General features: G+C 66.2%; 15 protein-coding genes. 5 read left to right on the top strand and 10 right to left on the bottom strand.

Annotated features, from left to right (window positions below):
* Positions 1-2 precede the first annotated feature (2 nt).
* Complete coding sequence (locus tag BST42_RS13130; protein WP_083119163.1) at positions 3-533, bottom strand: hypothetical protein; 531 nt, start codon at positions 531-533, stop codon at positions 3-5.
* Positions 534-825: 292 nt separating this feature from the next.
* On the opposite strand from BST42_RS13130, the gene BST42_RS13125 reads away from it, so the two are divergent.
* Complete coding sequence (locus tag BST42_RS13125; RefSeq protein WP_237159401.1) at positions 826-1,110, top strand: hypothetical protein; 285 nt, start codon at positions 826-828, stop codon at positions 1,108-1,110.
* A gap of 10 nt (positions 1,111-1,120) precedes the next feature.
* Here BST42_RS13125 and BST42_RS13120 read toward each other — a convergent pair whose 3' ends face one another.
* From BST42_RS13120 to BST42_RS13110, 3 genes are read right to left on the bottom strand one after another with little or no spacing between them, the layout of a single operon-like run.
* Complete coding sequence (locus BST42_RS13120; RefSeq protein ID WP_083119655.1) at positions 1,121-2,218, bottom strand: amidohydrolase family protein; 1,098 nt, start codon at positions 2,216-2,218, stop codon at positions 1,121-1,123.
* Between the two features lie 18 nt (positions 2,219-2,236).
* Positions 2,237-3,595 carry a type I glutamate--ammonia ligase gene (locus BST42_RS13115; protein ID WP_435406033.1) on the bottom strand — a complete coding sequence of 453 codons (1,359 nt, stop codon included), beginning with the start codon at positions 3,593-3,595 and terminating at the stop codon, positions 2,237-2,239.
* A 37-nt stretch (positions 3,596-3,632) separates the two neighbouring features.
* Complete coding sequence (locus BST42_RS13110; protein WP_083119157.1) at positions 3,633-4,130, bottom strand: carboxymuconolactone decarboxylase family protein; 498 nt, start codon at positions 4,128-4,130, stop codon at positions 3,633-3,635.
* An 80-nt stretch (positions 4,131-4,210) separates the two neighbouring features.
* On the opposite strand from BST42_RS13110, the gene BST42_RS13105 reads away from it, so the two are divergent.
* Positions 4,211-5,116 (top strand): FkbM family methyltransferase, encoded by a 906-nt coding sequence (locus BST42_RS13105; RefSeq protein ID WP_133057454.1) that lies wholly within the window; start codon positions 4,211-4,213, stop codon positions 5,114-5,116.
* 1 nt (position 5,117) lies between these two features.
* On the opposite strand, the gene bfr is transcribed toward BST42_RS13105, so the two are convergent.
* Positions 5,118-5,597 (bottom strand): bacterioferritin, encoded by a 480-nt coding sequence (gene bfr / locus BST42_RS13100; protein WP_083119154.1) that lies wholly within the window; start codon positions 5,595-5,597, stop codon positions 5,118-5,120.
* Positions 5,598-5,758: 161 nt separating this feature from the next.
* On the opposite strand from bfr, the gene BST42_RS13095 reads away from it, so the two are divergent.
* Positions 5,759-5,944 carry a (2Fe-2S)-binding protein gene (locus tag BST42_RS13095; RefSeq protein WP_083119152.1) on the top strand — a complete coding sequence of 62 codons (186 nt, stop codon included), beginning with the start codon at positions 5,759-5,761 and terminating at the stop codon, positions 5,942-5,944.
* Between the two features lies 1 nt (position 5,945).
* Here BST42_RS13095 and BST42_RS13090 read toward each other — a convergent pair whose 3' ends face one another.
* Genes BST42_RS13090 through BST42_RS13070 form a run of 5 tightly spaced genes read right to left on the bottom strand, consistent with a single transcriptional unit; the run spans position 5,946 to position 9,897 of the window.
* Positions 5,946-6,701 carry an enoyl-CoA hydratase/isomerase family protein gene (locus BST42_RS13090; protein ID WP_083119150.1) on the bottom strand — a complete coding sequence of 252 codons (756 nt, stop codon included), beginning with the start codon at positions 6,699-6,701 and terminating at the stop codon, positions 5,946-5,948.
* A 59-nt stretch (positions 6,702-6,760) separates the two neighbouring features.
* Positions 6,761-8,077 (bottom strand): HNH endonuclease signature motif containing protein, encoded by a 1,317-nt coding sequence (locus BST42_RS13085; protein ID WP_083119149.1) that lies wholly within the window; start codon positions 8,075-8,077, stop codon positions 6,761-6,763.
* A gap of 36 nt (positions 8,078-8,113) precedes the next feature.
* Positions 8,114-8,557 carry a TIGR03618 family F420-dependent PPOX class oxidoreductase gene (locus tag BST42_RS13080; protein WP_083119147.1) on the bottom strand — a complete coding sequence of 148 codons (444 nt, stop codon included), beginning with the start codon at positions 8,555-8,557 and terminating at the stop codon, positions 8,114-8,116.
* The gene (locus tag BST42_RS13075; protein WP_083119146.1) at positions 8,554-9,255 is read right to left on the bottom strand and encodes a hypothetical protein; all 702 of its coding nucleotides are present in this window, start codon (positions 9,253-9,255) and stop codon (positions 8,554-8,556) included. Before BST42_RS13075 ends, BST42_RS13080 begins: the two co-directional genes overlap by 4 nt.
* Positions 9,256-9,273: 18 nt before the next feature.
* On the bottom strand, positions 9,274-9,897 hold the full coding sequence (locus tag BST42_RS13070; protein ID WP_083119144.1) for a PaaI family thioesterase: 624 nt from the start codon (positions 9,895-9,897) through the stop codon (positions 9,274-9,276).
* Between the two features lie 152 nt (positions 9,898-10,049).
* Here BST42_RS13070 and BST42_RS13065 point away from each other — a divergent pair, with 152 nt between their 5' ends.
* Together BST42_RS13065 and BST42_RS13055 are read left to right on the top strand one after the other, a co-directional pair.
* Positions 10,050-11,633, top strand: a complete 1,584-nt coding sequence (locus BST42_RS13065) for a SulP family inorganic anion transporter (RefSeq protein WP_083119653.1) — start codon at positions 10,050-10,052, stop codon at positions 11,631-11,633.
* Between the two features lie 724 nt (positions 11,634-12,357).
* A complete protein-coding gene (locus BST42_RS13055) occupies positions 12,358-13,806 on the top strand; it encodes a hypothetical protein (protein ID WP_133057453.1) in 1,449 nt (482 codons plus the stop codon).
* The last annotated feature ends 6 nt before the right edge of the window (positions 13,807-13,812 follow it).

The raw sequence follows: 13,812 nt of genomic DNA, 5'->3' as shown, positions 1-13,812 counted from the left end.
GCCTACCCCCGCCGGACCGATTCGCCGAGATCCTGGTCCAGAATCGTGCCTGCTCGGCCCATCGCGGCGTTGCCTGATCGCAGGAACTCGAGTGAGTGCCGCAGTTCGTTGGAGTCGATGTCGTCGGTTGCCGCTATGCAGAAGTGCATCGCCACGTCGTAGTCCGAGAGTCCGGCCTGGAATTCGGCCCCGAAAGCGGGATCAGGCGGTGGCATGTGGCCCTGCAGTCCAGCCACTCCGTCGTGGTACCTCGCGCACGCCGTGCTCAGCGATACGACGTCGTTGGCCTGCGCTGCCGCCGACACCGCTTCCGTTGCCGACTGGATTGCCCTGACATGGTCCTGCACTTTGTCCCACCACGCCTGCATCGACTGCCGCAGTGGCGGTGTGGACGGTGCGACGGTACGAGTCTGCGTGAGCGTCGACGGCGCAGCAGTGACCACGGTGGTCTTCGCCGGCAGACCGCCCGTCGGACCACACGCGGCCAGCGCGATCGTGGCAATCCCGGCGACGAGCATCAGAGGCGAGCGCATGGGAATCAGAGTCACCCCACAGCAATCGGGATCGCGAGGGTCCAACGGCCCCAATAATCCCGACTCGACAGTCGACACCTCGAGGATCTCGGACGCGAACGGGCTGATCTGAGCACCAGCCCGGGCTCGCGACGTTAGTCTGATCAGGCCGGACCGGCACCGTCGTCAGGAGGCACAGATGCGCAGGGTCGTCATTGGGTCGGTTGTCGTGTCGGGTCTTCTGAGCGCTGCGATCCCTTTGGCCGCTCCCGCGTCGGCCACGTCGTGCCACTCCCCGAGTTGCGTGCCGAATGTGGCCCAGAACGTCGTCGGCGGAACACCGTGCACACCGAGCCCGGGCTTCGTATTCGGGTTCGACGCACAGAAGAACACCCTCATCTGCGCGGCCAGCGGCGTCTGGGTGGCGACAGGGCCCTTGGTCGGCGAGGCGGCCAACGCGCTGCCGTGCACCACGCCTGGGACCACCGCGCAGCAGCGGGTGGCCGGTGACGAATGGGAGCCCAAGGTCTACGGGGTGCCGCTGATCTGCACAGGGCCGGCCGACTGGGCGCACTGGATGCACTTCCCGCCCGCCTGAAGTCCGGCCGCTAGAGACCGTAGACGCGGACGGCGTTGTCGCGCCCGATCAGGTCGACAACCCGGATCGCGTCGGCCTCGCTCCACTGGCCGCGCGCGACGAACCCGGCGAGCACCGCGGCCATCCCCGCCCGCCAGAGCCGCGAGCCCAGATAGGGCAGCTCGACCGGGCCGAAGGCGTCCGAGGAGTACAGGATCTTGCGGAACGGGGCCAACTCCAGAGTCCGCTCGATAAAGGCTTCGGCGCGGGCTCCGAGATGGTTGATGCTCAGGCCGACATCGAGGTAGACGTTGTTGAAAGCCTGTGCCAGATAACCGGCTTCGCGTTCGTAGGGATAACAGTGCAGTAGCACGATCGGCGTGGTGCCGGACTGGCGCAACAGCTCGAGCAAGAGCATCGGGTTGGTCCGGTGCAGATCGCAGTCGCGGTCGCCGAGGCCGACGTGGAACTGCAGCGGCTTACCGAGCGCAAGCGCTTCGTGAACGCCGAACCTGAGAAGCGTGCGGTCGGTCAGCCGCACTCCCCCGGCGTCCCGCCAACGAGCTGCCGCGGCGGCGACATCGCGTGCGTCGGGCTGCGACAGATCGCCGTCGAAGCCGCCGCGATAGGCCAGCACCGACTTGGTGGCCACGGCGGTCTCGGTGCGCTGGTGCAGGATCCGGCGGAACGCATCGGCGTAGTCGCCCGGGCATGCGGCCGCTTGCTCGGCGACCTCCTCGAGACGGACGATCTCGCCGACCTCACCCCCGGACGCGTCGGCGATCTCGGGCAGCCCCGCGATGTCACCGGGCAGGCCGGTGTCGACCAGCCAGTCACTGACCCCGGCGGCAGGCAGGAACACCCGGGCCAGCTGGTCTTCGCTCAGTTCACTGCGGCGTTCCCAATAGGTCTGCGGGTCAACATGTTCAGCCAGCCCGAGCAGCGGCGCGCAGTGCGCACGCACCGCGAAACCGAGTTGGGTGTCGAAGCCGGAGTCGAAGTCGGCCAGCGGTTCGATATTGGCCTCGTTGAGGCCGTTCTCGAAGCGCCCGCGATCACCGGAGGTCAGCCAGTAACCGTGTACGTGGTTGTCCACCAGACGGATACCGGCGATGTGGTCGTCGAGCATCGAAACGGACAGAGACACTCATAAGCTCCATGCCATCCGGAACTTCTCGGTCAGCGCCTCAGGGTCCAGGTGCGAATACATCTCGTGCTCGTAGCGGCGGACCGCGACCAGGACGTCGACGGCCGGATCGCCGAGGATCGCCCGCAACCGCGCCGAGCCGTCCAGCGCCGCGATCTGCTGCGCCTGGTCAGTACTGAGGGCGACGGTTCCGGCGGCCGCGCGATCGTCGTCGGACACGGTGCCCGGGTCGACCGTTGTCTCCGGCGGGAGTGCGGCGCCGTTCTCGATTCCGTCGGCCGCGAGGCCGAGGATCGCGGCGGTGGCGAAATATGGATTGGCCGACGGGTCGACGACCTTCACCTCCACGTTGGCCCCATACGAGTTGCCGTGTCCGCCGCGGACGAAACGCACTGCCGCTTCCCGGTTCTCGGTTCCCCAGCATGCGTAGGCGCCGGCCCAGTTGCCGGGCTTCATCCGCAGACCGGACACGATCGACCCGCAGAAGATCAGCTGTGCCTGCGGCAGCCCGGAAACGATGCCGCCGATGGCGCTCTCCCCCTCGGGGGTCATCCCCTGCGCGCCGGTCCCACCGGCGAACAGTGGGGTGTCGGCGCGCATCAGCGAAAAGTGCTGATGCGCACCAGAACCCACGCTCCCGGCGAACGGCACCGGCGACAGGCTCACCCGCAGTCCGTACTTGCGAGCCACCCGACTGATGATGATGCGGGCCAAGATCAGCTGATCGGCTGCGGCCACCGGCGACTTCGGGGCCAGGGATATCTCGAACTGGTTGATGCCGTACTCGGGATGGAATTGTTCTATACCGACACCGGACGCCGCGGCCGCGGCCGTCACATCCCGAACGAAGCCTTCGTACTCCAGCACGCCGGCCAGCCCGTACTGGGCCCACAGGTTGCCGGGCAGCCGATTGCCCTCGGGATCGACCAGCAGGAATTCGATCTCATGGCCGACCAACGCCCGCAAGCCTGCCTCGGCCAACCGGGCCTCGATGCGTCCGAGAGTCCCGCGCGAACATGCCGGGACCGGGTTGCCGTCCTGGTCGAAGAACGAGGCAGGCGCCCACGCCAGGCCATCACCGATGACTCGCAACTCGTCGAGATCGATACGTACGCGCTGATCGCCGACGACGCTGATTCCCGGGGAGAACGCAATCCCGGCGCGGTCGATGGCGAACCCGTGGGTGACCGGGCTGAAACCCAGCCCGGGATCGGCGAACGCGTTGATCCGGCGGACCGGCACGGTCTTCGCGTGGGTCAGGCCGGCGGGATTGACGAAAGTTCCGACGACGGCATCGACGCCGTCTGCGTCCAATTGCCCGATGGCTGCGCCGGCCGGCGGTGTGGTCATGGCAGCCATTGTGCCGACCGCACCGGCCGGATGCGACGGATACTCGCTACGCGCGGCTCGGCAGGGTCAGCTTGCAGCTCTGTCCGATGTCCAGCGTGCTGAGCATCCGGCCCATGCCGACCCACATCGCGCACGACAACGTCAGGTCGGCCATCAGCTCGTCGGAGAAATGCTCGCGGGCCCGATCCCAGAAGTCATCGTCGTATTTGAGCTTGGCCCAATCGGTTCCGAAGCGGTGGGCGAACTCCGCGGCGATGCGCTCCTGCTCGCTGTAGCCCTCCCACGTCTTCCACTCGAGCACGTGGTCGTAGAGTTCCTCGTCCACACCAGCCGCCGGACCGTCGGCGTCCCGGGTGTTCTGGCACAAGACGCATTCGTTGTCCTGTGCGATCACCGCGCGGGCGAGCTCACGCACCCGCATCGGCAGCCGGTTCTTGTCGCTGTACACCGCATGGGAGAAGGCGGCCATTGCCGTTCCCAGGTCGGGAGACTTGACGATCCAGCCCGCGACATCGTCGTCGGGAAAGTTTCCGATTCGGCTCATGGCGTGATGGTACGCCGGGCCGGCCCGATCTGGAACGTGTTCTAGTTTCTTGGCGAGATCAGCTGAGGGACAATACTGCGGTGCCCGGTCTGCAGCTCCGACGTCTGGTGATGGGGCCGCCGAGCGGCGGCAGACCGGTGACCCTGCCCAACGGGATGCGCATCCACCAGTGGCAGAGGATCGAAACCAACTTCCTGTACCCGGAGATCTTCGGCGAGGACTCGGTGTACGCGAAGGGCGGGTACATCGACTTCCAGCCCGGCGCAGTCATTGTCGACGCCGGCGCGAACGTCGGGATGTTCACCTTGTTCGCGGCGCTGCGCTGCCGCGGCGAGGCGGAGGTGTTCGCGTTCGAACCCATCCCCGCGACCTTCTCGGTGCTGGCGGTCAACGCCGGGGCCGCCAATCGCGGTGAATACGCCGCCGTGATGGGCGCCCGGCCCGGTGCATCTCTGACCATCCACCCGATCAACCGCGGCCTGTCCGCGACGAACGAGACGGTGGTGTTCGCCCACCACCCGAACTTCTCCCTATGGAGCACGCGGGATACGGAGTTCGCACGCCAGCGACTGGACCGCTTCGTCGCCGATGTGGCCGGATTCATCCCGGTCGGTCCCATCGCCGTGCGCCGGGCCGCGGTGCGTCCGGTGGTCGCGTGGATGGGCCGCACCGCCGCGGTGACGGCCACACTGGTCCCGCTGTCGTCGGTTATCGAGGAGTACGGCCTGACGCGCATCGACATCCTGAAACTCGACGTCGAGGGCGCCGAAATCGCAGTGCTGCAGGGAATCACGCCCACCCAGTGGGACATTGTCCGTCAGGTGGTGTTGGAGGTGGAGTACTTCGCCACCAAAGACGTCGTCATCGAGATGCTCGAAGCGCAGGGGTTCACCACGTACTGGTATGCCAGTGAGCGCGAGCGCTACGGCGCCGTGCAGAGCGAAGTGTGCATGGTCTACGCGTGGCGGGCCGAAGACCGTTCGTAGGTTACTTCGGGGGTCGTGACACGCACTGTGCGGAGTACAGCTCCACGCCCAGCTTGTCCATCAGCTCGAGCTGCGTCTCGAGGTAATCGATGTGGTGCTCCTCGTCGGCCACGATCTCCTCGAAGAGATTGGCCGTGGTGGAGTCCAGCTTCTCGCGGCACACGATGATGGCCGGCTTGAGCCGCGCCACCACCTCGTACTCGATCGCCAGGTCGCTCTCGAACTGCTCGCGCAGGGTCTGCCCGACGCGCAGCGAGCCGAGCCGCTGATAGTTGGGCAGACCGTCGAGCAGCAGGATCCGGTCGGTGATCGCCTCCGCATGGCGCATCTCGTCGAAGGACTCGTCGCGGGTGTGCTTGGCCAGCTCGGTGAAGCCCCAGTTGTCCTGCATCTTGGAGTGCAGGAAGTACTGATTGATGGCGGTCAGTTCGCTGGTCAGCTGCTCATTGAGCAGGCGAAGAACTTCCGGATCACCTTGCATGACGTCTCCCCAATTTAGCTGCGGAGATCACCCTAGTGCAACGACACGGCCGGTTTCGTTCAGCTGAATGGGACGGCATGTTGTAGGGGTACCTAACTAAGGTTAGTCTCGGCTAATATGACCGGTGTGCGACGCCGCCCTGCGACGAAAGTGAACCGCTGATGTACGTGTGCCTCTGCGCGGGGGCGACCAGCGCCACGGTCACTGAGGCCGTTGCCCGCGGAGCGTGCACGTCCAAGCAGGTCGCCGCGGCGTGCGGCGCGGGAGGCGATTGCGGCCGCTGCCGTCGCACCGTGCGGGCCATCATCGAACAGCACTTCGCCGCCAGCACGGCGCGAGCCAGCTGAACTAGGACTTTCCGCGGTGAAAATCCGCCAGCGCCTCAGCGTTGGCGGCAGCACCCATCAACTTCTCGAAGAATGCGTTCTCCCGTGCCGTCGCTGCGGCGATCTCGGGCCGGGCCGGTTCGGTCATCGTCTGCTTCACCGCCATCAAGCTCGAAATAGGCCGGGAGGCAAGCACTTCCGCGTGCTTTCGGGCGTCGGCGATGAGCTCGTCGGGCTCGCTGACCCGCCAGACCAGACCCATCCGCAGCGCTTCCGCGGCATCCACCCACTCCGAGGACATCAGCAGCCACGCCGCGTTCTGCCGACCGATCAACTGCGGCAGCAGGTATGACGACGCTGCCTCGGGAGCTACCCCCAGGCTGGTGAAGGGGCATTTCAGCCGCGCTGTCGAGGACATGAATGCAAGGTCGGCATAGCCCAGGATGGTGGTGCCGATACCCAGGCCGACCCCGTTGACCGCGCAGATCAGCGGCTTGGGGAATTGGCTCAGCGCGGTGATCAGGCCGGGGAATCCGTGTGCGCCCTGGACGAAGTCGGGATTGGTGATGCGCTCCTGCATGTCGCCCAGATCCTGGCCCGCGCTGAAGGCGCGGCCCGCTCCGGTGATCATGACGACGGCGACCTCGGGATCCTCGGCGGCGGCGAGCAGCGCCTCGGCGGTGGCGTCGTAGAGGGCCTCGTTGAAGGCGTTGAGGGCGTCCGGGCGATTGAGGGTGATCGTGCGGACCCGGTTCTCGTCGTCGATGAGCAGCGTCACGCGGCGAAGCCTAGAGGGTGGTTGCAGGCGACGAGTTCCCAATACCCGGCAGATGGGACCTAGCCGCTCAGTAGTCGCTCTGGGTGGTGGTAAGTGTTGGTACCCGCCGCTAGAGGGAGTTGTGGTGGCGGGATCCACTCAGTATCGCCGTTGGCGAGTTTTCGGGTTTTCCAGCCCTGGTCGAGAAGTCGGTGGTCGGCTCGGCAGGCCAGGGTGAGTGTGTCGATGTTGGTCAGCCCGCCGTCGGCCCATTCGTCGACGTGGTGGACCTCGGTCAGATAGCCGGGTGCGTCACAACCGGGTCGGGTGCAGCCGCGTTCCTTGTTGTGCAGCATGATTCGCTGATCAGCCGTGGCGATGCGTTTGGTGCGGCCCAGCCACAACGCCTGACCGTTCACCCGATCGAACAGGGCCAGGTAGTGGTAGGCGTGGGTGGCCATCCGAATGACGTCCGGGATCGGCAACAGTGTGCCGGTGGCGGTGACGGCATGTCCGGTCTTGTTCTGTAGGTCCTGCAGCGTGGCCGAAGCGATCACGGTGACAGGTAAGCCGTTGTGCTGTCCCAGTTTCGGGTCGCCGAGTTGACCGCGCACCAACGCCGTCAGTGCGTCGTGCTGGCGTTGGGCGTGGCTGCGCACATCACCGTCGGCCACCTCCTCGGATGGGGTGACGGTGGGTGACTGGTCGGCCGGGTTGCACACGCCAGGGGCGGCGAATTTGGTGAACCAGCCATCGAGCAGTGCCCGCAATTCCGGGTCGGCGATCAGCCGGCCCACACTCATGCCGTCGATCTGTTGGCCTCCGCACCAGGCGAATCCGCGTTTGCGGGCCCGGTCCTGATCGGAGAACACCCCGTCAGGGTTGAGGTGCAACGCCAACCGGTGGGCGACCTTCTCCAACTGATCGGGCCGCATGGCCTGGGCGTGGCCGGCCAGTGCGCGTTCGGCCTTCTCCACCTCGACCGCCGGGACATGGTCAGGCAGATCGCGGAAGAACTTCTGGATCACCCGCAGATGCTCGCCATCGAGTTGGCCGGCGTGCCAGGCCGCCGCGGTGTCCGGCAGCAGCGGCGGTAGCGATTCGCCGGTCAACGCCCGCCGCGGCGCCACCTGCTCGGCATCACGCATGCGGCGCTTGGCCTCCCGCGGGCTGATCCGCAACACATCCGCGAGCGTGATCGGGACCGGCGGGCAGCCCTCGAACTGCTCCAACCGCCCCACCAGAGCATGCGAGACCGCGACCTGGCGGCGGCGCGCGGTCTCCAACCGCTGCAGCACGACAAACCGCTGCGGTGGATCCAGCACATCGAGATCGACTGCAGCCAAGGCCTCGACGACATCGTCGAGCGCCCCCAGCACCTCATCGATCGAACTCATGATTAGAACACTAGTTCGAACCACCGACAAAAATCGTCAGCCGTTGCTGTACACCCGGGTCGGCGCCACCAACACGACCACGCGGCCCTGCTCGACCATCGTCCGGTCGTACTCGGCCCAATTCTCGTGCGTACCACCACAAGCGGTGAACACCTCACGCAGCAACAGCCGCAACTTGTCCGCCGACTCCAACCACGACGGCCGGTCGTCGGGGCCGGCGAGTTCGGGGGTTCCCTCCACCGACGCCCACTGCCAGCCGTCGCGGAACGTCAGCGTCACCGCCGGCCGGGCCCGCAGATTCGCCAGCTTGACTCGCCCATACGTGACGAACGCCAACACCGGGTCACCGGTCGCCGGATGCGCCACGATCCCGGCGTTGACCAACGACGCCTGAATGGTGCCGTCGGCCCGCAGCGTCGACACCACCGCCAGACCACGGTCGGCCTCGGCCAGTGCGACGGCCTCGTCCAGCGTTGTCATGCCGAAAACGGGCTGCGGAAGTTGTAGCGGCTGGTGGGTACCGCGTCGATGTTCACGTTGGCGCCGAATGCCGCTGTGCTGGCGACCATCTGCTCCATGCGGCTCTGCAGGTCGGCATCGTCGGCGGCGCCGAAGAACGCGTGCAGGCTGCCAACCGCTTCGATGGGGAAATGCTCCTCGACGATCGCGTTGATCAACGGCGCGTCCTCGGTGATGGCGCGCACCACATAGTTCTGCACGTAGGTGAAGGTCGACTGGGTGGCGATCGCCACCGGCGTGTGATTGCCGTGCCAGCGGGCCAACCAGGTGCGCTCGTCCATGTCGGCCGGCCGCCGCAGCAACGCCATGTTGGCCAGCCCGGGCGACCGCTCCCCCGGCGGGGTGGACGGCGGCGGCAGCGGCGCGGACTCCGTCACCAAATAGGCGGCAATCTCCTCGGCGTAGTGGCCGAGCAGCTCCAGCGCCATCAGCATCTGATCGCCGTAGTACTGCTGCGTCCACACACTGACCAGCCCCTGCACCGGCGGATCCAGCGTCGTCAGCGTCATCATCGACTCGCGCACGTCACGGTCGCGGACGTTGATCGTCAGTCCCGGCAGACCGAGCGCGAGCAGTTCCTCTGCGACCGGACCCCGCAGTTGTTCGGCCCACTCGTCGTCGGCGTCCGTGGCCCGCAGTGTGACTATCACCTTCTCCATGGCTGGAACCTACCGCAGTCAGTCGCGCAGCCAGCGCGGAGTGATGAAGACGCCTTCGGCTTCGACGGTGATGCCCTCGACGTCGGAGATGTAGCCGGAGACAAAGGTTTTCACGCCGTCGACGCGGGTGATCTGGGCCTCCGAGTGCAGCGGACCGAGTGGACAGGCCCGCAGGTACCGCACCGTGATGCTGCCGGTGAAGCGCGGTTTGCCATCCGGGCTGGCCGCCTCCCCCAGCACGTGATCCAGCACCAGGGCCGACACCCCGCCATGGACATGCCCGGGAGGACCCTCATAGGCGGCACCGAGATGGAAGTCGCACCAACGCCGTCCGTCGTCGTCGCGGTGGATCACCAACGGCGGCGCGATCGGGTTCCGCAGCCCGATCACCGCGTTACCCCAACTCATGCTCTGCCCCGACGGGGTGCGCCTCACGCCGAAGGCGCCGTCGATCTGCTTGCTCCGCAGCCGGGCGGTCGCGGCGTCGATGTCGGCCTTGACCGCGGCGACGGTCTCGGCGTCGACCTCGCTGCGAATGGTCGCGTCAACCAACTGACGCACCGAGATCGCCAGCGGCTCATAGATCGCCTGCATCCGGGCGATCTCCTCGGCGGACAGGTCCTCGACGGTGAACTCCAGCACCTCAGCACTAGAACACGGCGCCGATCGACTGTCGAACGAGGGTCTCGTCGCCCGCTAACAGGATTGACACATAACCGACCCCTGGTTGGAACGCGAGCGTCGAGAATCTCCAGGTAGCGCTCGATGTCCCGACGCGCCAGAAAGGCATGCCGATGAGCACCGACGTCACCGAGCCCGCGACACCGCCGAGCGAGCTGAAGATCCCGTGGTGGACCCGGGGCGATCTCAACGCCTTCTTCGGGCTCGGGTTCAACATCCTGGTCAACGTCCTCACCCTGACCACTCTGATGATCGGGGTCGTCAAGCTCCCGGCCGACGACGTGCTGGGCACCGTGCTGCCCGCACTCGGCGTGGCCCTCGTGCTGGGCAACCTCTACTACACGTTCCTGGCCCGGCGGCTGGCGCGGCGGGAGAACCGCACCGACGTCACCGCACTGCCCTACGGGCCGAGTGTGCCGCACATGTTCATCGTGGTTTTCGTCGTGATGCTGCCGGTCTACCTGGCCACCAAGAACCCCATCGAAGCCTGGAAGGCCGGGTTGGCATGGGCGTTCATGATCGGCGTCATCGTCATCATCGGCGGCTTCGTCGGCCCCTACATCCGCAAGCTCACGCCGCGCGCGGCGATGCTGGGCACCCTGGCCGGCATCTCGATCACGTTCATCTCGATGCGCCCGGCCGCCCAGATGTGGGAGGCCGCCTGGATCGGCCTGCCGGTGCTGGCGATCATCCTGATCGGCTTCTTCACCGACGTGAAGCTGCCCGGCAACATCCCCGTCGGCCTGGTGGCATTGCTGGTCGGCACCGCGATCGGCTGGATCGGTGGCTACATGTCGGCACCTGATGTCAGCCAGGCGATCTCCGACATCGCGATCGGTATCCCCGACCTTCGCCTCGATCTGCTGGGTTCCGGACTTGCCCACCTGGCTCCGCTGCTCGGCACCGCAATCCCGTTGGGCGTCTACAACTTCACCGAGGCGATGAGCAATGTGGAGAGCGCGGCCGCCGCGGGTGACAACTACAACCTGCGTAGCGTGCTGCTGGCCGACGGCGCCGGTGCGGTCATCGGTTCGGCGTTCGGCTCGCCGTTCCCGCCTGCGGTCTACATCGGCCACCCCGGCTGGAAGGACGCCGGCGGCCGGGCCGGCTACTCGCTGGCCAGCGGCGTCGTGATCGGTCTGCTCTGCTTCCTCGGATTGTTCGGGGTGCTGGCCGCGCTGCTGCCGGTGCCGGCGATCGTGCCGATCCTGCTCTACATCGGTCTGCTGATCGGCGCCCAAGCCTTCCAGGCCGTGCCGCGCCTGCACGCGGTGGCAGTCGTCGCGGCGCTGCTGCCCAACCTCGCCCAGTGGGCCAGCGGGCTGATCGACAACGCGCTGAACGCGGCCGGAACGTCGGCGGCCAAGGTCGGCATGGACGCCCTCGGCGGCGCAGGCGTGGTCTACGACGGACTGCAGACGCTCGGCGAGGGCGCCATCCTGGTCGGCCTGCTGCTGGGCACCATGGTGACGTTCATCCTGGAAAAGAAGTTCCGCTACGCCGCCCTGGCGTCAGTGGTGGCCGCGGCACTGTCGTTCGTCGGCCTGATCCACGCACCCGAGATCGCGTGGGCCGCCAATCCCCAAGTGGCGCTGGGTTATCTGTTCTTCGCGGTGGTGTGCCTGCTGTATTCGCTGCTGCCCGCGGCCAAGGAGCCGGTGACCGTCGACGAGTCTGACATCGTCGCCGGGCACTGAGTAGGGCGCTCGTCACCAGCCTCCGGTGCGAGGACCGACGGCAACACCGCATTGAATTGCTGTGGGCACCGAACGTCGACGATGTCGACCTTCGGTTGCTCGCTGCGAAGATGAACAGCGCGCCCGAAATATGCTGTCCCACTCTGACTGCCCCGCATACTTACCAAGCGGTTTCGGCTCGGTGAACGGTCGTCGACGACCTCGTTCTTGGCGCACAGGAAATTGCCAGATCTACTTACGCTATCGGCAATAAGCCGGATATTTCCTCGAGAAGGTGCGCCGTGGAATCACCATCGACCAGAGCACGTCTGACATCGGCCGTCTTCGTGACGGGACTGGGCCTGGCGATCGTGGCCTGCCCTTGGAACGCAGCGGCCGACCCGGGCGACACCAACTCGTCTGGCTCAGCGTCATCCGCACACTCCGCACGCAAAGCGGGCCCCGCAAAGCCCGCCGCACGCAGTGAAGACGACGGGTCCGTATCCACCTCAGCGACGTCCGTGAAGCGCCCCGCGAGCACCCACAATCGAACCGCCACGTCACCTCGACGAGACGCGTTGGGATCGAAGAGCCCGCAGCGACGGCGGTCGGTCTCCCGACGGGCTTTGATGTGACCGCAGAGCCTACGAGTGTCCAACTTCCTGCCGAAACCGGCGGACCCGCGGCAGAATCCAACAACCAAACGCCGTCGGCAGCGTCCTTGTCAGCGGCCCCCGTGATGGGCGTGGTATCACGTCTTTCGGCGCTGGCCACCGGTCCCTCGCTGCCAGATCCGCCCGCCATTCCTCGACCACTGGAAGTGTTGGCCTGGGCGCTGTTTCGTCGCACGGAGATCTCGGCGCTGGGTACCACAACCCAGGGATTCGTCTTCAGGAACGAGAGCAGTGATTCGGTGACGTTCGTGGGCTACGGAACCACCGAACGTCCAGAGAACGGCGGACCAGCGCCCGACACCGTCGTCGCGCCCAACCAGACGATCCGATTCGAAGTTGTCTACAACTTTCTGAAGACGACGCGAGTCCAAGCCCTGTTCACGACAGCGGAGGGCAACACGGTCTTCACCGCCAACCTCACCGTCGGCCCGTTCAACGAGGCCTCATCCACCTGTGCGAGCGCCGGCGGCGGTCAGCGATGCGTAGCAGACGGAAAGAACCTCAGGTTCACCAATCCTCCGGCACCGAATCTCGCGGCGTTGTTCAACGCCGTGGATGCCACGCCGACGCGTCCTGGTGATCAATTGCGCGGCGTCGTCGCGGGACTGCTGGGTACCACCACGCAGGGCTACACCATCTACAATCTCACCGGCAAACCGGTCACCGTGATCGGTTACGGCACAACCGAACTCCCCGAGAACGGGTTGCCCAAGCCCGGCACCGTGATCCCGGTAGGGGGCACCGCCCGAACCGAGGTGATCTACAACTTCCTCCGAACGACGACGGTCGAGCCGGTGTTGCGAGTAGGGCCGGACGGAACGATATTCACCGCCGACCTGACTGTCGGGCCCTTCAACGGCGCGTCGTCGACATGCGGTGCGGTCGGCGGAAGCGAGCGCTGCTCGGCCGACGGCAAGACGGTGGTCTTGGTGCAGGCGCCCGGCGCAAACACCGTCATCGGACCGGACCAGGCCGCAACGCAGGCCAGAATCATCGAGGCGTTGTGCAAGGACGGCGGCATCGGGAAGTGCGAGTTCAAGCCGGAGACGGAGTCCGAGGGGCTCAGCGCACCCAAGAACGTGGCCAGCCCAATCATCAACAGGGGGCAGAACCCCATCAAGAGGACGCTCAAGCTCATCGATGTGCGCAGCCAGACCGACAGCCTCAACATCACCGCCAAGGCGTCGTTCAGCAACTTGACGAAGACCATCAACGCCGAGATCCAGACCGCCTACGGGCACACGTGGACTTTCACCAAGACCTTCGAAGAAGACATCGAGGTGACCACGCCCCCTGGCTACACCACGACCGTCACCACCAGACAGCCCGTCTGGCAGGTGACGGGCACCTTCACGGTGATCGTCGACGACAGCACGTTCACGCTGACGGGTGTTCAGTTCAACACCCCGATCAAACAGGACGACTTCGGCTCCTACGAAGTGACCGACACACCGAACGCCCCCACGAGTTCGCCGGTGCCACGGTGGCTTTCGGCGGTGTTCGCGGCGCTCGGTCTCTGAGGACAG

Origin of the sequence: Mycolicibacterium rhodesiae, assembly GCF_002086695.1 — a bacterium.
Lineage (GTDB): Bacteria > Actinomycetota > Actinomycetes > Mycobacteriales > Mycobacteriaceae > Mycobacterium > Mycobacterium rhodesiae.
This window is presented reverse-complemented; position numbering and strand designations above follow the sequence as displayed.

Coding starts and splice junctions, on each gene's coding strand:
- BST42_RS13085 (WP_083119149.1), bottom strand. CDS start 8,077: ATGAGTTCGATCGATGAGGTGCTGGGGGCGCTCGACGATGTCGTCGAG.
- BST42_RS13120 (WP_083119655.1), bottom strand. CDS start 2,218: ATGCTCGACGACCACATCGCCGGTATCCGTCTGGTGGACAACCACGTA.
- bfr (WP_083119154.1), bottom strand. CDS start 5,597: ATGCAAGGTGATCCGGAAGTTCTTCGCCTGCTCAATGAGCAGCTGACC.
- BST42_RS13115 (WP_435406033.1), bottom strand. CDS start 3,595: ATGGCTGCCATGACCACACCGCCGGCCGGCGCAGCCATCGGGCAATTG.
- BST42_RS13080 (WP_083119147.1), bottom strand. CDS start 8,557: ATGACAACGCTGGACGAGGCCGTCGCACTGGCCGAGGCCGACCGTGGT.
- BST42_RS13075 (WP_083119146.1), bottom strand. CDS start 9,255: ATGGAGAAGGTGATAGTCACACTGCGGGCCACGGACGCCGACGACGAG.
- BST42_RS13065 (WP_083119653.1), top strand. CDS start 10,050: ATGAGCACCGACGTCACCGAGCCCGCGACACCGCCGAGCGAGCTGAAG.
- BST42_RS13110 (WP_083119157.1), bottom strand. CDS start 4,130: ATGAGCCGAATCGGAAACTTTCCCGACGACGATGTCGCGGGCTGGATC.
- BST42_RS13095 (WP_083119152.1), top strand. CDS start 5,759: ATGTACGTGTGCCTCTGCGCGGGGGCGACCAGCGCCACGGTCACTGAG.
- BST42_RS13130 (WP_083119163.1), bottom strand. CDS start 533: ATGCGCTCGCCTCTGATGCTCGTCGCCGGGATTGCCACGATCGCGCTG.